General features: G+C 37.4%; 19 protein-coding genes and 1 pseudogene. 3 read left to right on the top strand and 17 right to left on the bottom strand.

Annotation, left to right across the window (positions count from 1 at the left end; all coding sequences use genetic code 11):
- Positions 1 to 96: 96 nt before the first annotated feature.
- A complete protein-coding gene (locus ACLJJ6_RS04385) occupies positions 97 to 2,856 on the bottom strand; it encodes a DEAD/DEAH box helicase family protein (protein ID WP_412990210.1) in 2,760 nt (919 codons plus the stop codon).
- Between the two features lie 2 nt (positions 2,857 to 2,858).
- A pseudogene (locus ACLJJ6_RS04380) lies at positions 2,859 to 3,839 on the bottom strand (DNA methyltransferase); the annotation flags it as partial.
- A 99-nt stretch (positions 3,840 to 3,938) separates the two neighbouring features.
- Between ACLJJ6_RS04380 and ACLJJ6_RS04375 the strand changes: the two are divergent.
- Positions 3,939 to 4,868: an IS30 family transposase gene (locus tag ACLJJ6_RS04375; protein WP_412988322.1), complete on the top strand. Its 930-nt coding sequence runs from the start codon at positions 3,939 to 3,941 to the stop codon at positions 4,866 to 4,868.
- On the opposite strand, the gene ACLJJ6_RS04370 is transcribed toward ACLJJ6_RS04375, so the two are convergent.
- Together ACLJJ6_RS04370 and ACLJJ6_RS04365 are read right to left on the bottom strand one after the other, a co-directional pair.
- On the bottom strand, positions 4,865 to 5,800 hold the full coding sequence (locus ACLJJ6_RS04370) for a site-specific DNA-methyltransferase (RefSeq protein WP_412990209.1): 936 nt from the start codon (positions 5,798 to 5,800) through the stop codon (positions 4,865 to 4,867). The genes ACLJJ6_RS04375 and ACLJJ6_RS04370 overlap by 4 nt on opposite strands.
- A 243-nt stretch (positions 5,801 to 6,043) precedes the next feature.
- A complete protein-coding gene (locus tag ACLJJ6_RS04365) occupies positions 6,044 to 6,454 on the bottom strand; it encodes a hypothetical protein (RefSeq protein WP_412990208.1) in 411 nt (136 codons plus the stop codon).
- 367 nt (positions 6,455 to 6,821) lie between these two features.
- On the opposite strand from ACLJJ6_RS04365, the gene ACLJJ6_RS04360 reads away from it, so the two are divergent.
- Positions 6,822 to 7,385 (top strand): GDSL-type esterase/lipase family protein, encoded by a 564-nt coding sequence (locus ACLJJ6_RS04360; protein WP_412990207.1) that lies wholly within the window; start codon positions 6,822 to 6,824, stop codon positions 7,383 to 7,385.
- Positions 7,386 to 7,591: 206 nt separating this feature from the next.
- Here the strand turns inward: ACLJJ6_RS04360 and ACLJJ6_RS04355 are convergent, their stop codons facing one another.
- Genes ACLJJ6_RS04355 through ACLJJ6_RS04330 form a run of 6 tightly spaced genes read right to left on the bottom strand, consistent with a single transcriptional unit; the run spans position 7,592 to position 12,842 of the window.
- Positions 7,592 to 9,046, bottom strand: coding sequence for an FGGY-family carbohydrate kinase (locus tag ACLJJ6_RS04355; RefSeq protein ID WP_412990206.1), 1,455 nt, complete (start codon positions 9,044 to 9,046; stop codon positions 7,592 to 7,594).
- Positions 9,030 to 10,418: a PTS galactitol transporter subunit IIC gene (locus ACLJJ6_RS04350; protein ID WP_412990205.1), complete on the bottom strand. Its 1,389-nt coding sequence runs from the start codon at positions 10,416 to 10,418 to the stop codon at positions 9,030 to 9,032. The genes ACLJJ6_RS04355 and ACLJJ6_RS04350 overlap by 17 nt, the downstream gene beginning before the upstream one ends.
- A 13-nt stretch (positions 10,419 to 10,431) precedes the next feature.
- Complete coding sequence (locus ACLJJ6_RS04345) at positions 10,432 to 10,725, bottom strand: PTS sugar transporter subunit IIB (RefSeq protein ID WP_412990204.1); 294 nt, start codon at positions 10,723 to 10,725, stop codon at positions 10,432 to 10,434.
- Entirely contained in the window at positions 10,725 to 11,207 is a 483-nt protein-coding gene (locus tag ACLJJ6_RS04340) for a PTS sugar transporter subunit IIA (protein ID WP_412990203.1), read from the bottom strand. The genes ACLJJ6_RS04345 and ACLJJ6_RS04340 overlap by 1 nt, the downstream gene beginning before the upstream one ends.
- Positions 11,208 to 11,226: 19 nt before the next feature.
- A complete protein-coding gene (locus tag ACLJJ6_RS04335; protein ID WP_412990202.1) occupies positions 11,227 to 12,081 on the bottom strand; it encodes a class II aldolase in 855 nt (284 codons plus the stop codon).
- A gap of 20 nt (positions 12,082 to 12,101) precedes the next feature.
- On the bottom strand, positions 12,102 to 12,842 hold the full coding sequence (locus ACLJJ6_RS04330; protein ID WP_412990201.1) for a GntR family transcriptional regulator: 741 nt from the start codon (positions 12,840 to 12,842) through the stop codon (positions 12,102 to 12,104).
- A 255-nt stretch (positions 12,843 to 13,097) separates the two neighbouring features.
- On the opposite strand from ACLJJ6_RS04330, the gene ACLJJ6_RS04325 reads away from it, so the two are divergent.
- The gene (locus ACLJJ6_RS04325; protein ID WP_412990200.1) at positions 13,098 to 13,883 is read left to right on the top strand and encodes a Cof-type HAD-IIB family hydrolase; all 786 of its coding nucleotides are present in this window, start codon (positions 13,098 to 13,100) and stop codon (positions 13,881 to 13,883) included.
- Positions 13,884 to 14,081: 198 nt separating this feature from the next.
- Here the strand turns inward: ACLJJ6_RS04325 and ribF are convergent, their stop codons facing one another.
- From ribF to nusA, 7 genes are all read right to left on the bottom strand, one after another.
- Positions 14,082 to 15,029, bottom strand: coding sequence for a riboflavin biosynthesis protein RibF (ribF, locus tag ACLJJ6_RS04320; RefSeq protein WP_412990199.1), 948 nt, complete (start codon positions 15,027 to 15,029; stop codon positions 14,082 to 14,084).
- 9 nt (positions 15,030 to 15,038) lie between these two features.
- Positions 15,039 to 15,956, bottom strand: a complete 918-nt coding sequence (truB, locus tag ACLJJ6_RS04315; RefSeq protein WP_412990198.1) for a tRNA pseudouridine(55) synthase TruB — start codon at positions 15,954 to 15,956, stop codon at positions 15,039 to 15,041.
- A gap of 126 nt (positions 15,957 to 16,082) precedes the next feature.
- On the bottom strand, positions 16,083 to 16,436 hold the full coding sequence (rbfA, locus tag ACLJJ6_RS04310; protein WP_412990197.1) for a 30S ribosome-binding factor RbfA: 354 nt from the start codon (positions 16,434 to 16,436) through the stop codon (positions 16,083 to 16,085).
- 11 nt (positions 16,437 to 16,447) lie between these two features.
- On the bottom strand, positions 16,448 to 19,024 hold the full coding sequence (infB, locus tag ACLJJ6_RS04305; RefSeq protein WP_412990196.1) for a translation initiation factor IF-2: 2,577 nt from the start codon (positions 19,022 to 19,024) through the stop codon (positions 16,448 to 16,450).
- A 4-nt stretch (positions 19,025 to 19,028) separates the two neighbouring features.
- Positions 19,029 to 19,343: a L7Ae/L30e/S12e/Gadd45 family ribosomal protein gene (locus tag ACLJJ6_RS04300; RefSeq protein ID WP_412990195.1), complete on the bottom strand. Its 315-nt coding sequence runs from the start codon at positions 19,341 to 19,343 to the stop codon at positions 19,029 to 19,031.
- Positions 19,336 to 19,632 (bottom strand): RNase P modulator RnpM, encoded by a 297-nt coding sequence (gene rnpM / locus ACLJJ6_RS04295; protein ID WP_412990194.1) that lies wholly within the window; start codon positions 19,630 to 19,632, stop codon positions 19,336 to 19,338. The genes ACLJJ6_RS04300 and rnpM overlap by 8 nt, the downstream gene beginning before the upstream one ends.
- 23 nt (positions 19,633 to 19,655) lie before the next feature.
- Positions 19,656 to 20,759 carry a transcription termination factor NusA gene (nusA, locus tag ACLJJ6_RS04290; protein WP_412990193.1) on the bottom strand — a complete coding sequence of 368 codons (1,104 nt, stop codon included), beginning with the start codon at positions 20,757 to 20,759 and terminating at the stop codon, positions 19,656 to 19,658.
- Positions 20,760 to 20,765 lie beyond the last annotated feature (6 nt).

Raw genomic sequence — 20,765 nt, 5'->3', positions numbered from 1 at the left:
AAACATCTTCACTAAGTTTTAATAATCTTTAACGTCGAGGCTTTTTAAAGTGTTACCTTCAACTTTATCAAAAATAATGTGAGTCACCAATGTTACTTAGATAGAAAAATTAGTATCATCATCTTCAGCAACCATGTCTGTTGGTTGCTTTTTTTGATCCGTATAATCTATGATGTTTGTGATTTCTTTTAGTTGCTTCATTGCACCACGTCCATCGCCATTAGTATAGAATTTTAAACCACTAATCTGAATATTGCTTTCATTATCCATAAATTCCATATCAGCATGATGATCTGTCATATACAACAGAAGTTCTTCTTTCCACAACTCTTTCTCAAAGCGCTCGCCACTCATTCCTTTGGGTTCAATAAAGATTTGGAAATAATAATCATTCGTATCTTCAAGAAATAAAATGAAGTCGGGTTGGAATCCTGTCAAATGAATACCAAATTTAGGATTCATTTGATATTGATGTAACTTCAGCTTTTCACTCTTAGCTGATTCTCGATGCATCATTTCATCCATACGGAATAGATACACTGCTTTACCATACTTAACCTTTAAATCTGCAACATAAGCTTTAATACGTTCAATTAACTGATACTCAAGTCGGTTCACAATAGCATTATCATAAACATAAAATGGTTCGTCTTTCATTTGATAAACTTTAATATCCTGTGTTTTATCAAATTGCGTCTGAGTGTCATATTCTGGTACACGTTTATTATAATTACTGAGGTATTCTTTAATTGGATAGCCGATAAAGTTATTAGTTCCTCTCTTCTTAACATAACCAGATTGGATTTTAACTTGATATTCTTTCAAAAGATCAACGATAACCTTTAAAATTTCCTCTGCGGTCAAATTCACTTCACGATATTCAATTGGTACCGTCAAAAATAATTTTAGATTATTGGCATTCAACCAGTTTGCACCATAAATAAAATCATCCATGGATCGAAGATCGGGAATATACTGTTTTAAATTCGAAAATTGATAAAAATCTAACTTTTGGATAGCTTTCTTAACATAACGATCATCAAACCTTGAAACACTAATGGTCTTAGTCTCAACAGTTGTTGAATACGCTGAATACTTAACTTCCCGCGAACCGTAATTTAAATTACGTTGCAAATCAACCTTATGCTCAATGCCATATTTTTGAATATTGTCAAAGTAACTACTAGGAACGTCAATGGATTCATTATAATAAATCCGTCCATGCCGATAAGCTTCGGTTTTTTTAAAATCCGATTTAACTTTTATTTCAATAGGTGGATTTTTACTATCTTTTCCAGTAGGTAAATCCATTTGCTTTAATGATCCAACAAGTTGTTTTAAGTATTGTGGTTCATTCATCGTGTGATAGTGAAGTGTTTCTAAAATAAGCTGGTTGTTTGATGGATCTTCATCGAATCTTCGTTGATAACTTTTTTCCCCATTTATTTCAAATGGATAGTAGCGTGCACCACGTCCAATTAATTGAGCCTCTACCATAGTGGCATTTTTATTAGTTGCTGCCTCCTCACTGATACGAACAATATCATATAAGTTCAAAACATCCCAGCCTTCAGTGAGTTTGGCAACCGCGAAAACAACACGATAAAAATTATTGGGACTTTCTAAAGTATTCAATGCCTTATACCGCCCTTTTTCAAGCATGTTGCCACTAGCGTCATTAGCATTTAACACATTTTTAGGGTCAAAATCATGTTTAATTTCACGAACAATCTTACCTAGGTTATCTTTGTTTTTTAAATAATAATTATAAGCAATCTCTAGAGCTGCATTATCGTTGCTATCCATCAACTGCTGGCGTTCGATAAACGTTAATAAATCTTTAGCCGTTAGCTTGGCGATAATTTCATTAAATTTAGCATTCGCTTTTTTTGAAACAGCGACTTTAGCCGATTTAAACATGATAACTGGTTTAAAGGTACTTGTAACATTTTCAATTTGAGCACGATATTTTCTAAACTGAGAAAGCAGTACAACATTTAGCATTTTTTCTTCATCACTAGCTGATGTTTCAATCCGTTTAACTTGTTTCGAGTAACCATCATACATAAAACGGCTTAAAGGGTAACGATAAACAACTTTATCACGGTATTTGTCATATATAGACGTCTTTTCAAAATCCACTGTTGCTGTAAACTCTAGCAACAAGTTCTTTTGATCTGCATTATTTCTAGCATTCAAAACTTTGTTAATTGCTGATTCCCAAGTGTGTTCTGCCGCTTTTTCAGATTTGGTACTTGCAGAATAATGATGAGCTTCATCAGCTAAGATTGCGACTGAACCTTGCTCATAATCGGTTAAGCCCATAGCATTTTCTTTGACCGTAAACAAATCATTCGAAACTGTTTGAACAGTCGCTAGTTTAAGATAAATTGTATTTGCTTGTTTAATTCGTGGATAACGATTTACTTCTTGAATAGTAATATGCTGCCCATTAATCTCGATTTTATCTTTAAAAAGATACTTTTCACTATCAGTATTAATCAGATTATCTTTAGTCTTCATAAGAACCGAATTCGTATTCACAGTAAACAAGAAATTACTGTAGCCTTTATCTTGATACAAATACAAGATCAAAGCCGCCATTAAATCAGTTTTTCCAGATCCCGTTGCCATATTGAACAAGACGTGTTGTGGGCTAGGCTTTATTTGCGTTTGTGTATAACGGTAATTACTTAAAGCTTTATCTTGATATGGTCGCAAGGTGTGAGCTAAATTATTTGTAATATATTCGGGGATTGTCCAATTCTCTTGAAACAAATTTCTTTCTGCCTGCTCGGCTTGTTCCACTAAGGGAAATTCCAATGATTGAATATCCTTCTTTTTAGAATTCGCCATGATTACTCACCTGCTTTATAAAAGCTTTGATTGAATTGATAATCATTATTTGATAAAAATTCACGAATATTTTCATCATCGATTTCAGAGTAGTTATAATATAACCCATTTTTATCAAGCAATTTAACCAAGAGACGTTTTTGATCATCAAATTTAACCTTAGTTGCGTCCCATTCGATTTTATCCAAATCTGCTTTGAAAGATATGTCTGCTGCTTCTTGTGAGCCATTTACACCTGACAACATGCGATTATAAACTTCATGTAATTTTTCGATTGTTTTAGAAGAGACAATATCTTGCAAATAGCCCATATTCTTTTGCATCAACTCAGTATAGACAAATGAGCCGCCACCTTTCCAATTAACGTTTTTAGAAATGCCACCTTGTTCGCCAGCGATGACCTTTTGCAAACGAGGAACCGAAACAGTATTAATATAATCCATTTGTTCAATACCAATAAAACGACGATTCATTTTCATTGCAACCGCTTGAGTAGTTGCAGAACCCATGAAGAAATCTAGTACGATATCACCTTCGTTAGAACCAATAGATATCAAATTTTCAATCAACTTTTCCGGTTTTGGAAAATCAAAAGCTCTATTCTTAAATAATAACTTCATTTCATTTGAGCCACGTTGATTTGATCCAAAAGAAGTATCCCAGAAATCATTTGCAATCTGTCCTTTTGACTTTGACAGGTACAATTTTCCGTATGGCTGCTCCTCTCCTCCTTTTGTCCAGTATATTTCGTTATTTTTGTCCATTTTCAAAATAACATTCTTAGGCTTCATCCAAGGACCTTTTAATGTTTTTCCACTTGGTGTCGTTAAATCGTACCAATGTCTTCCTCTCGTTTTATCCAACAATATTTGTCGTCTAAAACTTCCGTTTTCATCCGAATAGCGATATTCCTTTTTGGCCTTTTCTGTAAGAGGTAATTTATTTAGCTTAGCTTTACTAGTTTTTTTATAACGCAGATTATATAATTAATTCGAACACCTAAAAAAATGTAAACAAAGACCCATAGTAATGTCCTACAATGGTAGTCACCACAACCAAACCATGAAAGAAGATACATTACTATGAGCTTCTCTACTTTAACACAATTCGATCGCGGTGCCATCTACCATTTGCTAAATATCGGTTATTCTCAAAACAAAATTGCTTCCGCACTCAATGTGTCCAAATCCACCATCAGTTATGAACTCAAGAGAGTTCAGCCATATAACCCTATATTGGCACAGGCGGATGCCGAACAACAACGACATCATTCAGGAAGAAAATCAATTTTAACTCCAATGCTGAAACGCTTAATTGAGAACCATTTACGTTTGACACATTCACCTGATGAGGTCGCACATGAGCTTAGACTTTGCACTAGCTCAATCTATAACTGGATTTACAGTGGCCAAATCAACTTTAAGGCTGAACAATTGCCCGACAAAGGACAACGTCACAAACATCAAGATGAGCGTCGGGGAAGCTTTCAGGTTGGTAAAACTATTGAAAATCGTCCTCAAGCTATAAATGATCGCTCCGAATTTGGACACTGGGAAATGGATACCGTTCTTTCGTCACGAGGTGGTTCAAAGACATGTTTGGCAACATTTGTAGAAAGAAAGAGTCGTCTAGTTTGGATGATTAAAATTCCAAACCGTAGTCAGAATGCAATGAATAACGCCATTGAAACCTTCATCAGAACCTTTGGTCCAGCTGTAAAATCATTTACAGCTGATCATGGTAAAGAATTCTCAGGTTATCAACTCATTGAAGACACCTATCAACGTGAGGTATATTTTTGTCACCCTTATTCACCGTGGGAGCGTGGAACTAATGAATATTTCAATCGCAAAATTCGTTGGTTCTTTCCTAAAAAGACAAACTTCGCGAAAGTCACAGAAGAATCAATTATTGAAGCAACGGAGTTGATTAACAACCGACCATTAAAAATTCTAAACTGGAAAACTGCCATTGAAACATTCAGGGAACTATTTAGTAAGTGTTCGAATTAAACTTGTAATCTGCGATAAATTAAAATATAATCAGTCACTTTAGCAAACTCACCAATATTTGCCTGATTATCTGATTTTCTCCATGAAATCATACCAACATAATTTTCTTCAAAAATTTGGTCGCATAATATCTTCAGCTGTGCCATTCCATCTTCACCAATTATGATGAAAATAATACCATCATCTGCTAATAGCTCTCTAGAAACTTCCAGTCTGTTCTTCATAAAAACAAGCCAAGAAGAGATTTTAAAATTAGAATTGTAATTAAACGCATCACTGGCTTTAGCTGATTTAAAATAATATGGAGGATCTATAATTATTTGCTTTACTTTGCTTAAATATCTTTCTTTTAATGTGTGTAATGCCAATAAATTATTTCCCTTAACAATCAAATTGTCTTTTTCTGCATCAAAATAATCAGTATCTTTTCCCCCATTAACATCATATCTCTTCGCATTATTTAATATCTTCTTATCAAACAAACGATCAATTTCATCTTTTTCGATGACTTCATTTAAGAAAGCATCATCATAACCATTTTCATTGTCTTCTTTGGTCATGCTCGCAGTTAAGACGCCATCTTTAAAGGGAAAATCTAAAACAACATCCTGGTTATCTTCAATAAACTTGCCATTACTAGTTAAGCCAACACGGTTTTCATATTTCGTATAACTTGTGTCCCAATAATCATCGTAAAGAATAGCTTCTTCAAGTTGATCGATTTGAAATAACTTTTGCCCCGCAACCTCTTTAATATAATTCTTTTTGATAAAGTCAATTTCAAATAATTTTGCTAGTAAAGTTTCATCGTAAGCTCGTAAATCATCGGACACTTTTGAACGATTCAATTCGTCGCCAATGAAGTATTTATCCCCAAATGAGGTAAGTACTTTTTTCAATTCATCGAATAATTTGGGTTCAATTTTAGACATAACTTTGCTCCTTCATCTTTTAAAATCACTAAATTCTTTTTTATTCCCGCGATAAAAGCATTAATAATATAGAATTTCTTTAGTTCTTCTGCCTTTACATCTTTATCACTTGAGAAATCATTGATACTGTTTCCAATTATCCCATTAAAATCTTGGTTTTGTCATTTTTCTTCATGCTCATTAATACTGATAGAAATATTCTTAATATTATCCCGGTTTCTGGAAATAATAAGTTTAAAACTCTTACCACCGGTGAAAAACCGTTTCTTTTTTATTTTGATATCCTGACGAATTGTTGTACCTACTATTTTGCAGAAGCATTATTTCATCTAACATCTTCTTTCGTTTGGCCGCTGAGGGTTCTCTAGGATTCATGCATCGCCCAATGAATTCAGTGAAATCATCTAGCTTAATAATTCCCGCATATTCTCCAAATGTTAGTATCGCAATCTCCCCCGCGCCGTAGTAACTCTTTTCACAAAACATAACATTTAATTTGTGGTGATGGTTAAAACTCCCATCTTTTTCAAATCCAAAACCTTTTCCAAAGATATCCCGTATCAAATCTCTAAAAACTGTCGTTGTCAGCTTAAAATCAACATCATCAAAATTATTGTAGTAATATATTTGACAAAAAATGACGGGAAAATTCATTAGTTCTGCTTATATAACTGGAAAGTAAATTTTCTTTGTTAAAAACAGGCTTCAATCACTTTATTTTCCCAATTATTAGTTTTCTTTTCAGTCCCTAAAGATTAAAAATAAGATCATTTTTGGCTATCACTTTCATCTATTTCAAAAAAAGTTAGTTGGCAACTTAAATAATAGCCATATTACAGCCATTTAGCAAATAACTATTTAATGGAAAAGTTGAAAGCAATCATTTTATTCCTGTAAAATTACGTGTATAGATGAAGAAGAATTAACATTCAAACATACAGTATATCTGGATAGTAACATTTTGAGAACTGTGAAACTTCATGCGTTTTCATCAAACCTGGCTACTTAACATAAACTGCTGATGCCACACAGGTTTCCTCCTCTTTTACAGCCATTTAATTGCCACATAAATCCCAGCCACCCCAATGGAAATGGTATACACCAACTTACTAATCGCTGGCAAACTGATATTTTAGATTTGCGCCCTGATTATGTATTTATCTTAATTGGCATCAACGACGTTTGGCGTTGGTTTGATAGTAATTTCCAACATAACATTGCCCTTTCAACACCTGAATCTTATTACCAAGAATATAAGCATCTTATTGAAGAGACATTGCCACAAACTAAGAATATCTTTGTACTCAGCCCATTTATGTTTGAATTAAATTCAAAGGATCTGATGCGGAAAAAATTACAAAAATATCAGGTACTTGCAAAAAAAGTTGCGCATCAAAATAACTTGCAATACATTGACATACAAGTCGCGATCGATCGTTTCTTGAAATCACAATCGCCTTATATTGTAACTAAAGATCGCGTACATCCGAATTTTTCTGGACATATGTTTGTCGCAAATATCATTTTAAATTCAATTGGTTTCGACCCTCAACGTTTAATAAAGAATACCCTTGTTCAAAATTAATAAATTCAAACCATTTTGCCCAATACTTGTATATTTTTCTAAAATCCACCAAAAGAAGCTGCTAGTAGTATTCAGAAAATCAAAACTACTAACAGCTTCTTTTCATTAAAAAATCATGTGCAAATATTAACCGTTAAAATTCATTTTTCACTTAACCGCATAATTTTGAAACAATATACATTTTTAAATTACTCTAGAAAGATTATTTAACATTCAAATGTGATTTTGGCTTTATACAATGCTTTATATTGGTATTTATAAACATCCATAAGCCTTTGAACCAAAACATTTTCTCGCGGAAAATAGTCCTGACTTGGTGCAATTTTACTTAATTGGTAATCACAAGCAATTATATTTGCGCCTCTAGAAACTGCCTCTGGTGTTTCCATTGTTTGAACCTTTATATGTAACAGGTCCGCTCGTAATTGCACCCAAAGTGGATCTTTGGCTGCTGGCCCAATGAGTTTAATTTTTCGGACATTCTTCATTGGCAACGTTTCTATGGCATGCTTCAATTCAAACGTTAGGCCAAGAAATAATCCAAAGACTAGTTCTTTCAGCGTAGTTTCCTTATCAATTCCATACCAAAGGCCTCGCGTATCTGTAGATTTAAATGGACTGCCACTCCCACTAAAGTGAGGAATCACAAAATTAACACGGTCTAAAGAAATTTCTTCTTCCAAATAATCTTTAGTTACTTCGTTCAACGTTTGCATAAATTGCTCCGGAGTCAATTTATAGATTTCCATAAACCACTCAATAACCGAGCCGGCTGATGGTAAAGCAGTAAAAACAGTGTTATATTCAGGTTTTACATAAACACCGTAGGCGACACCCTTTTTTTCATCACTTGGTAAAGATTTAAAGGATTTTGACAGTAGCAGGATACCTTCAGTAGTCCCAGTGGAATCAAGCAATTCACTTTGCTTTTGTTCGCTAGAAAACGAACCGACCATATGATCATGTCCGGCGATGGTTACCTCAACGTTTTGAGACATCCTTAACTCTTTTAAAATATCTGGTAGCACTTCACCTATTACTTCACCTGCAGGATAGATTTTGGGAAATACCACCTTATCAATTCCAAAGATTTTTTCGACTTCTTTAGACCATTTTTTTTGACGTAAATCTAAGACCTGAGTACGACTAGCAATCGAGTATTCCGTAGCAATTTTTCCAGTCAAACAATAAACTATATAATCTGGAATACACAACCATGTATATTTTTTGGAAGAATCCACACCATTATCGAACAACCACCTAATTTTACTTGCAGAGTAATGGGCATGTGGAGGAATTCCTGTAATATTGTATATAGTCTTAATTTCATTTGTTGAGAGACCGTCTATGACATTTTGGGATCTGGTATCAAACCAGGCAATCATTTCAGAAGAAATATTTCCCCTTTTGTCAATCAAGACACCCGACTCGCCAACGCTAGCAATAGAAATTTTTTTAATTAAAACTTTATTGCTGGTTTTGAAGTTGCAAATAGTATCTTTAATAGCTTGTATTAATTCATTTGGGTTAAAATCTGTCATTTCACCGTGCACTATTTTAGGAGTTTTAAATTTTTTTTGTTCTATGGGTTGAGTGGTTGTGGCATTCTCCCAAAGTGACACCTTGGTATTCGTTGTGCCAACATCAATTGTTAGATTCATTTGTACTCTTTTCGTCGCTTAATCCATACACAGTTTTTCTAGTTACCCTGTACAACCACCAAATAATCAACCCAATTACTGGGATTAGGATTAAAGCAATAGGATTTAATTCAAATATTTTTACTAACCAGAAACGGAGAGGATTACCACCATCCAAAAAACTGGTTACGGACGTACTCTTAGCTCCAGCGTAATTTACGTTTCGAGCCATCTTGGTAACGACGCTAGCTAAATTTGAAGAAATATAGAGATCTCCAATAATACATGGAATTCCAATAATTACTGAGCGAAAAATATCACCATGATTTGCCAAAACAATCATAGAGGCAAAAACTGCAAGATTCGCCAAGTCAGCTAATGGAAGAGTTCCATTTCCCGGCAAAATAAAGGCTAAACCAACCGCAATAGGGGTTAATAATAATCCTGTGGAAATGACTGCGGGGTTCCCAATAGCAACCGCTATGTCTAGACCAATATAAAGATCCCCACTATTTTTAATATGTTTGTTAAGCCATCCTTTAACCGCTTCGGAAATTGGAAGAAGTCCCTCCATCAGAATTCTAACCATTCGAGGTAAAATGAACATAACAGCCCCCATATTAATACCGATATTTAAAACTTTATTTACAGGGTACCCCGCAAGAACACCCAGAAGAAGTCCCAGTAATGTTCCAACCATCAGTGGTTCACCCATTATTCCGAAACGTTTTTGAATATTCTCAGGGTTAATGTGGATCTTATTTAAGCCAGGAATATGGTCAAAAATCCAATTGCCTAATAAACCAATTGGCCAGAACGTGATTGAAGAAACCGTTGGTAATGAGATCCCAGTCAAACCAAAATACTTTTCACCAAGTGGCGCCGCCCAGTCCGCCATTTTAAAGACGATAACAGTGATAACAGCTGATGCGAAGATTCCGAGCCAAAAGTTTCCAGTTACATAATAAACAAGAGTTCCGGCAAGTGCAAAATGCCAGTAATTCCACAAATCAACATCGACTGTCTTAGTCCACTTAAACGCCAACATAATGACGTTGATCACAATCGTCATAATGATAACAAAAGGTGCAAGTGGCAGACCCCAAGTGATCGCAGAAAGTGCAGGCCAACCAAGATCAGCATGTGGAAGATTAATACCTATATGTGCAACCATCGCTTTTGCTGCTGGACCGACATTATCCGAAAGAATGGTCATCACAGCATTAATACCGACAAAACCAACGCCAACGGTTAAGGCGGACCGTAATGCTTTGGAAGCTTTCATCTTAAAACATAAAGATAATACAAAAAGAAACAGTGGTAACATAACGGTGGCGCCAAGTCCAAGTATATACTGGACACCTTCGTTAAGAGTATTTGCCAAATTTGTCATTTATTCCGCTTCCTTACTTTTCAATTGCCTCTTTGATATCATTTAATACCTTATCAGCGCCAATGCCTGTGATTAACGGTAGTGCACGAATTACAGGAATTCCAGTTTCGTATGGTACTTCAGTAGTTGCAATGATCAAATCAGCGTCATTTTTATCATATTCTGGTAGTGAAGCAACGTTTGTTTGCACATAATCTGCATCCAATCCATTTTCATGCAAGAATTCCATAGTTTTCTCAGCTACTACAGTTGAAGTTGCAATCCCCGTAGCACAAACGAACAAGATATTTTTTTTATTGTTAGCCATTATATTTCCTCCAAAATTGCTTTTTCTACTTGTTGGGTGATCTCTTCATCAGACTCGGTTGAAAAACTTTTTAATAAACTTTGGTTCTGTACTACAGACATGATTCGCTTTAAAATATTCAACTGCTTATTTGACTGTGCCAATGAAAGAAGAAAGATAATTGATACGCTTACCTTATTGGTAGTTGTTCCCATTACCGTCATTTCAATTGGATATTTTAATACTGCAACAGATACTGCGTTGTCAACCACATATTTGGGATCCGTGTGTGGAATTGCTACCCCCACGGGCTCGGTTGGAAGCCCAGTAGGAAATTTAATTTCGCGATCCTTCACTGCCCGTGGGTAATCTGTGGTAACTAGTTTTTTTGATAATAAATTTTTTGACATTTTTTTTACAATTTCACCAAAATCAAGTCTTTCATTGATGTGCTTAACAAAGGATGAATCAAATGAAATGGAATTTTTTGTTCCTTTATTCATAACTCCCATCTCCTTTTAGTTATCTAACTTTTGTTGGTGAGTTTCGATTCATTACCTGAATCTTTTTGTAAACCACATCTTCAACTGCTTTTTCCGCATCCAAACAAACGTTTACCAAGTCGAATCGATCCGGTTCTTTTTGATAATCCTTGCCAGCAGCTTTGATAAACGCAGTACGAAGATCGCTAGCAACGTTTATTTTTATGACACCATTATCTACCATTTGAGCAATTTGACTATCTGGGATCCCCGACGCACCATGGAGAACTAAGGGTACAGGACAAACTTCTTGGATTTTTTTGATTAAGGGGAAATCAATGTTCGGATCTAGATTTAGACCATGTACATTACCAACTGCCACTGCTAAAAGATCTACACCAGTTCGAGATACAAAATCAACAACTTGGCTCGGATCAGTTTTCCCATTGCCTTCAGTGACATCGTCGTCTTCTTTACCAGCGATTGCCCCCAGCTCTGCTTCAACCGGTATACCATAGCCTTTGGCATACTGAACAGCTTCAAAAGTATGTTGTATATTTTCATCGTAATCATACTTAGCATTATCTGTCATTACAGAACCAAAACCTGCCTGAGCTGCAGAGCGAACAGAATCAAATGTTTTTCCGTGATCCAAATGCAACGTTACAGGTGTGTCCATTGTCTTAGCTTTACGAGCTACCATATCGTAAATATAGTCGTAACCCGAAACAGGAATATTTGTTGGGGCAATCTGAATAAACGCAGGTATACCACTCTTTTCAACAGCATCTAAAATACCAATGGTTGTTTCCAAATTAGTTGTATTAAATGCACCGGCAACAACATGACGCTCTTTTATAATATCAATGAGATCAAAACCATTAATTAAAGGCATAAAGTAAATTCCTCCTAAATTTATCTACGTTGTAAAGTAGTAGTTAAAAAATATTTATTAGCTTTAAGCCAAACCGAGCCATATTCTATGGGCTTATGATTTGGCATAAAAACTGTTTGTTGTACCTTGAAAATTGGCGATGAGGCAGGCAAATTTAAGAGATCTCCCCTTTTGTTGCCAACTGTTAGTGCTTCATAAGTACTCATCGCAGAATCAATTGATTTGCCTGAAATACCCTCTATTTCAGCAAATAAACTAACATTATTAAAGTTTTTTCTTTCTATTCCGGGACAAATATTGATATTTACTCGATTTTCAATCAGCATTACTTTCTCACCTTGAACAGAACGTAAACGTTCGAGATATAAAAATTTATCTCCAATCGGGATATTCAGGTGTTCAGCTATTTCTTTGTTAGCTGATAGCAGATCTTGCTTTACAACTTGAGTATCGTAGTTTAGATGCTGCATATCGAGCGTTTCAGCAAAAGAATATAGTTTTCCACCTAATGGGTAAGCAACATCAGGGTTCGTAACGAATGTGCCTTTCCCATGAATTTTCGTTAATCTACCCTCTTTGATTAGAACTTCAAGTGCTTTTCTAACCGTTCCGCGACTTACTTTTAGTATCATACAAAGCTTGGGTTCTGAATCAATTTGATCTCCGTCTTGCAAATCACCATTGTACATTTTATCTCGTAGTTCATTTGCAATTTGTTCATAAACAGGAATCATAGATTTTTTGTTGATTGAAATTTGCATCTGTCTCACCTCAGTTATGGACAACTAAACACATGTGTGTAACACAGGGTACCTCTGTGAACAAATTCAATTATGAAGCGCTTCCTTTGTTGTTTCAACTGCTTTTCAGCTAAAAGAAGAATATCTTGTACACGTATTTATATATGTGTATACATAATATATACATAAAATTCAAAACTCGTCCTTTTTAGCTTGACTCAAGAAATACCAAATAATACATTTATTTCAGAAGTATCGAATTAGAAGGAGACCTTTATGAAAAAATATAAAGCGGTCGTATTTTTTGACTTAGATAAAACATTATTGAATCCAGAAAAACATGTATATGAAGCCAATATTAAAGCTGTGAATCAGTTAAAACATAATAATGTCCTTCCAGTTATCAGTACTGGAAAAAATCAATATGAGCTTGGAGAAATTATAAAAGAGAGTGGTATTCAAACGGTGATTGGTTCAAATGGAGCAGACTTATTTATTGGAAATAGGCACATCTATCAACAACCAATATCTACAGAGGTGTTAGAGGAAATTTCATTTTGCGCAAGCAATGACAATGTGGCCTTGGCATATCATAGTTCTGATGGAGTTGCAGTCACGCTTAACAATAAATATACAGAATCTTTATTTACCGAGATGCACAGACCTATTCCTATGAAAATGCCGAACTTTTATCGAATTAATCCAGTTCTTATGCTACTTGTTTTTATACCTCGTTCAAGTCCCGAGCTTGAAAATAAGTATCGTAAAAAATTCACGTCACTTAATTTCATGAGAAATTCCGAAGTTACAATTGATACTGTTAATCAAAATGTTTCTAAAGCATATGGGATAAGAAAACTTCTTTCAATGGCTGAACTTTCTGGAGCCAAATCTTTTGCTTTCGGCGATGGGAATAACGACATTAGTATGCTAAAAATTGTTGACACTGGCATTGCTATGGGTAATTCGGTATCAGGTTTATTAAGCGTTGCTGATTATAAAACAGATGATTATCGTAATAATGGGATTCCAAAAGCACTTTCACATTTCAAATTGATTTAAAATGTGAGCCCTTGAGAAGTGAACGTGATCTTAATTAAGATCATTAAAAATCTTAAATCTTATTTACGCCGGATTTGACTTACTTAGAGGATGTCGTTATTCATTGATGTCACAAAATAAAAGAGCCTGCCTTCGACTATTTGTCGAAAACAAGCTCCAAGTTGTAAAAATATTTTTATGGATGCCAATTCAGAATTTTCAAAGATTCAGCTGCGCAAAATATTCTCGGATATTTCTTTCATCCTGATGCAGCTGGTCAATTAATTCATCAGCACCGGCAAATTTAATTTCGCCACGAAGATAATGAAACCATTCAACAGAAACGGTTTCTCCGTAAATTTCTTGGTCAAAATCAAAAATATTAATCTCAATGGTAATCGGTCGATTATCACCAAAAGTGACATTACGTCCAATGGAAGCCATGCCTTTCCACCATTTGCCGCCAATTTTGATCCGCACCGCATAAATGCCAATGCCAGGTATTCTTACCCATGGATCTGACAACACATTTGCAGTTGGAAAACCTAATGTCCGTCCTCTCGCTTCGCCATGTACCACCAACCCGTCTGTTTGATAATGGTAGCCCAAAAAAGAATTAGCGTGATCTACATCACTATTTTCGAGATCTTCACGAATTTGCGTGGAACTGACTTTCTGGCCATCCAAAAGAAACTCTGGTACTTCCACAATGTCGAAACGTTTTTGCGCATATTGAGGCAGTTTGGCCATATTGGCCTCATCACGGGGTCCATACGTGTAATCAAAGCCAGCTACCACCGCCCGCGCGTGCAATGCCACGATATATTGATCCACAAAATCTTGCGGCGTTAAGTGTGCAAAAGAAGACGTAAAACTAACCACATAGAGAATATCAACCCCCAAGTCAGCCATTAACGCCGCTTTGCGCTCAACTGAGGTTAAGTAATGAACGCCATCCACATGACGCGCAGGGAATACAACTGCTGGGTGATGGTCAAATGTCATCGCAGCCAACGGGAGTTTACGTTTAGTAGCTTCCAAGCGGGCTTGAGTAATAACTGCCTGATGGCCAAGGTGGACGCCGCCAAAAAAGCCCAATGCCAAAACGACATCTTGGGCAGGAATATTTTTCTTTTGATAAGGATGATGTAAATAGATAACTTTCATGACAGCCTCCTAGTCTCTGATTAACATCGTTAACGGGCGATACGCCACACGTTTTTCATCATATTGGTATAAAGCCTGCACTTTTCCTTGATAACGTAAGGCTAAAACTGGTGCTGCCTGACGTGGCTGATCAAAATTGCTACGTCTCAAAATAGCCCCGTTTCGTACCCGACTCCACAGTTCATCCGTTAAATCAAACTGCGGAAAGTTATTTAATGCTGTATCAAGGGGGTGAATTAAGGTTTCAAGCGTCTTAGTTTGAGCAGCTGTCTCTAATTGCTCAAAAGTGACCGTATCGGAAAGCTTAAATCCACCACTACTCGTCCGCACCAACTTTGACATTACTGCGGGCACCCCTAATCGTTTACCCAAATCCACCGCTAGCGTACGAATGTATGTCCCTTTACTACACTGCACCCGGAAGTTAATGGTCTGAGTACCAGCTTCTCGGTTGAAGGTTGCCATTCCTATCCGGTCAAAACGATAAATAGTAATGCGTCTTTTTGGACGTTCAATTTCAATGCCTTCCCGTGCATATTCGTATAGTTTCTTGCCCTTGATCTTAATTGCAGAATACATAGGCGGAATCTGCGTAATTTCACCAGTCAGCTTTAAAATAGCTTGATCAAGCTCGGCGTGCGTAAAAGGTGCTTGGAGTTTCTGCTCTTCAACAACCTCGCCATCCAGGTCTTCCGTGGTGGTCGCAAACCCAAATGTAACGCTACCTTCATAGGTTTTACCGGCTTCCATTAAAAAATTAACCACTTTGGTTGCTTTGCCAACGCAGATCGGGAGTACCCCTTCCACGTTCGGGTCCAAAGTACCACTGTGACCAACTTTTTTTTGATGTAAAATTCCCCGAACTTTGGCAACGCAATCGAAACTGGTCATGCCGCGGGGTTTATACAAAGGAATAATGCCATCCATGCCAACAACCTCCATTTTTTCACTGCTTTAAATTATAACATAGCCCTTTGCATATCTTGAAAAATTAGGTCTAAAAAAACCGTCTCGTGAAAAGACGGTTTTTTGACGTATCTATAAACTAGTATCCTAGTTGTCTGAATTTAGTTTGTTAATTAACTGATCAATGCGACTACCATATTGAACAGAAGCATCCCGTTCAAAGATTAATTCTGGAGTTTTGTAAATTGATAATCGTGAACCCAATTCACTGCGAATTAGCCCTTTGGCTTTTTGCAAACCGGTAGCCACCTTTTCACCGTCAGAAGCCTTGTCAGATAAAATACTGTAGTAAATCGTGGCCTGCTGAAGATCGCCGGTCACATTGACGCCAGTAATTGTGATACCCTGCACACGCGGATCACGCACACGTTTACGAATGATATCGCTAATTTCTTTTTCGATCTCCTGACCTAAACGATCAGCTCGATATAATCTTGCCATATAGCTTCCTCCTATTCTACAGGAACTTCCTTCATGATATAGCTTTCGATAACATCATTGACTTTGATGTCATTATAGCCATCAATTGTAAGTCCCAATTCATAACCTTGTTTAACCTGTTTGACATCATCTTTGAAGCGTTTCAAACTGCCTAGCTTACCTTCATAAATGACAACGCCATCACGTATTAAACGTACCCCGCTATCTTTTTGAATGTAGCCTTCTGTGACGTAACCACCCACAACGGTGCCGACATGCGAAACTTTATAGATCTGGCGAACTTCGACTTGACCCGTAACTTCTTCTTCGTAAGTTGGTTCAAGCATCCCTTTCATAGCCGATTCTACTTCGTCAATCGCATTGTAAATCACGCGGTGAAGACGAATATCAACGTCTGAAGAGTCAGCTAATTGCTTAGCTTGGTTGGTTGGACGAACGTTGAACCCGATAATAATCGCATTACTTGCTTCTGCTAAGGCCACGTCACTTTCGTTAATGGCACCTACAGCCGTATGGATGATATTCACCCGAACACCTTTAACATCAATCTTCTTAAGACTACCAGATAAAGCTTCAACAGAACCTTGGACGTCCGCTTTAATAATGATGTTAACTTCTTTCATTTCTCCTTCTTTGAGAGAATCAAACAAGTTGTCCAAGGTCACATGGTTATTTGCACGCCGCTCTTCCATCAAGGCTTCTTTGGCACGTTCTTCACCCGCAGCCCGCGCAGATTTTTCATCATCAAAGATAACAAAACGATCGCCGGCTTCTGGCACATCATTCAATCCAGTAATCTCAACAGGGGTAGATGGTGTCGCCTCTTTAACACGACGGCCTAATTCATTAGTCATCGTGCGGACCCGGCCAAACGTATTACCGACTACAATCGGATCACCAACCCGCATTGTACCTTGTTGCACTAAGACGGTGGCAATCGAGCCCTTACCAGGATCCAAACTGGCTTCGATTACGGAACCTGCACCACTTTGCTTTGGATTGGCTTTAAGTTCCATAACTTCTGCTTGAAGTAAAATCATGTCGAGTAATTCGTCCAGGTTCTTGCCAAATTTAGCCGAAATTTCAACGAAAATGGTATCGCCGCCCCAGTCTTCTGGAATTAGACCATATTCGGTTAATTGTTCCATAACGTGGTTAGGATTTGCCCCTGGCTTATCAATCTTGTTGACTGCCACAATAATTGGCACTTTGGCAGCCTTAGCATGGTTAATAGCTTCAATAGTTTGAGGCATAACACCATCATCCGCTGCAACAACCAAAATTGTAATGTCGGTAATATCAGCCCCACGTGCCCGCATCTCAGTAAACGCTGCATGCCCTGGCGTATCCAAGAAGGTGATGATTTTGCCGTCGTGTTTTAGTTGATACGCACCAATGGCCTGTGTAATTCCGCCAGCTTCACCAGCCGTAATATGGCTATGACGCAACTTATCAAGTAAGGTTGTTTTACCATGGTCAACATGCCCCATGATGGTTACAACTGGTGGGCGACTCTCAAGATAACTGGTATTTTCAGCTTCTTCTTCAAACATCTTGTCAATATCAGAAACATTAACTTCTTGTTTTTCTTCAGCCTTGATCCCATAATCCGCTGCCAAAATTTCAATTGTATCCTTGTCCAAGGATTGATTTTGGTTGACCATCACACCCAGCATAAATAATTTCTTAATAATTTCTGCTGGCTCACGATGAATCTTTTTGGCGATTTCGGCGACGTTTGTACCTTCTGTATACTCAAACACTTCTGGTAACGGCTTATTTTTACGTGTTGGTGCTGGCTTATTTTCAACTTGACGCAAGCGACCATTCTTTTTATTTTTCTTGCTGTATTTGTTCCGGTTATTATTAAAACGATTACGGCCATAACCCGAATTCCGGTTGCCGCCCTGTGTATTATTACGACGGCTATCCCGTGACGTTGAAGCACTTTGATTAGTAGTGTTCGAACGCGAGTTGTTCACATTCTGGCGATTGCTGTTCGCTGACCGGTTAGCATTATTATTAGCACTTGTTTGCGTAGGTCTTGCCGTCTGATTACGTGTATTCGAATGCCCGTTATGACGTGAATCATTACGTCCTTGACTTTGGTTGGCACGCGTCTGGTTCTGGTTAGTACGCGGTGATTGATTTTGGTTATTACGTCCGTGACTCTGGTTATTACGCGTCTGACCATTACCCGTTGATTGCCCTTGTGTGCGATTCGCTGGACGTGTTTGATTAGTTGAGCGACTTTGGGTCTGACTATGCCCATTTGAACGATTAGCCGGTGCGGTATGTTTCTGCGTTGAATTTTGTTGCACTCTGTTCTCCTGTTTGTTTGCCTCAGATCGTTCAACAACCGTCTTGCCGGTTTTAGCAGAACGATACATGGTTGGCTTCTTTTTAGGTGTTGCAGATTTTTGATTATTTTTAGTAGCAAATGCATGACGAATCTGACGCTCTTCATTTTCACCGAGTGTTGACATGTGATTTTTGACGTCAAAACCGTCCTCTTTAGCTTTAGCAATAATATCCTTACTCGAAACATTAATTTCCTTAGCTAATTCGTATATGCGTTTTTTCCCCATATCTTCACGCTCCTTCTCCAATATTTAATTTTAATAAAGCTTTTGCAAAGCCTTGATCTTCAATGGCTACTGCCGTTCTTGGTTGACCAATAGCTTGGCTCAGAACGTTTCGATCCATAAATGTGAGCAGGCTTACTTGATAAGTTGTACACTTATCACTAATTTTTTTGCGGGTAGCTTGACCAATATCCGTACTGATGACAACCAACTTGGCTTTTTGTCCTCGAATTGATTGTAACACTTGTGCCTCTCCAGTTATTAACTTTCCGGCTCGCTGTGCTAACCCAAGCAGATTTATGAATCGCTGTTCATTATTCATCTTTGAATAATTCCTTTCGGGCTTGTTGATGATCAACATATGCAATTAACTCATCATAAAACTGATCATCAATTTTAAGACTAAAGGCCTTATCAAAAGTTCGCTCTGTTTTAGCGCGTTTCGCAATCGCAACGTCCAAACCAATGTAGGCGCCACGACCCTGCTTTTTCCCGGTAGGATCAAGCGAAACTTCATTTTCTTTGTTTTTAACGACGCGTACTAATTCCTTTTTAGGAAACATTTCACCCGTCACAATGTCTTTACGCAACGGAATTTTTCTTTTCTTCATTATCAGCGCCTCCTGATCAAATCCTATTGTTCGTCTGCTTCCGGTGAATCTGATTCTGTAGTGTCTGCTTCCTCTGGCTGCTCAACGAGATCCTTAGCATCCGTCTCTGACTTAATATCAATCTTGTATCCTGTCAACTTAGCGGCTAAGCGTGCATTTTGTCCACGTTTACCAATTGCCAGTGAAAGTTGATAATCCGGTACGATTACCATGCAGGTTCGTTCATTCTCTTCATCAAACAAAACATCAACAACTTCAGCGGGATTCAAAGCGTTGGAAATATATTTTGCTGCATCATCTTCCCACTCAACAATATCCATATTTTCGCCGTTTAATTCGTTGACAATGGTTTGAACACGCTGTCCACGAGGACCGACACAAGTTCCGACCGCGTCAATATCAGGGTCGTTCGAGCGAACTGCCACTTTTGCACGATCACCAGCTTCTCTTGCAACCGAAACAATTTCAACCGTTCCATCAAAAATTTCGGGAACCTCTTGCTCAAACAAACGTTTTAATAAGTCAGGTGTGCTCCGGCTGACAAAAACTTGGGCCCCTTTCCCACTATTCTCAACCTTCGTCACATAAACCTTAATATGATCATGTGGTTCGTAGCGTTCGGTAGGAATCTGATCTTGTTTGGACATGACGGCTTCCACACCGCCCAAGTCTACGTATACAAAACGATTATCACGACGCGCAACTTCACCAGTGACAATTTCGTTCTCATATTCACTGTACTTATTATAAATGATTTCTCGCTCAGCTTCGCGTACACGCTGCAAGATAACCTGCTTAGCGGTCTGCGCTGCGATTCGTCCGAAATTCTTTGGTGTGACTTCAAATTTAATGTGGTCGCCCAGCTCGTAAGCCTTGTTGATCGATAACGCATCGCTCAAGCTTACTTGTTGTTGGTCATCTAAAACTTCCTCAACAACTTCTTTCACTGCATAAACGTGAATATCGCCTTTTTTGTCATCAAATTCAACATCAACGTTTTGAGCCTGTCCGTAATTGCGTTTATAAGCCGAAACCAGCGCTGCTTCCAAGGCATCAATGACAACCTCTTTTTTAATTCCCTTTTCTTCTTCCAAAGTATTCAGGGCGCTAATCATTTCTTTACTCATTTTTAA

Source organism: Pediococcus siamensis (assembly GCF_047220215.1).
In the GTDB taxonomy this organism is placed as follows: Bacteria; Bacillota; Bacilli; order Lactobacillales; family Lactobacillaceae; genus Pediococcus; species Pediococcus siamensis.
This window is presented reverse-complemented; position numbering and strand designations above follow the sequence as displayed.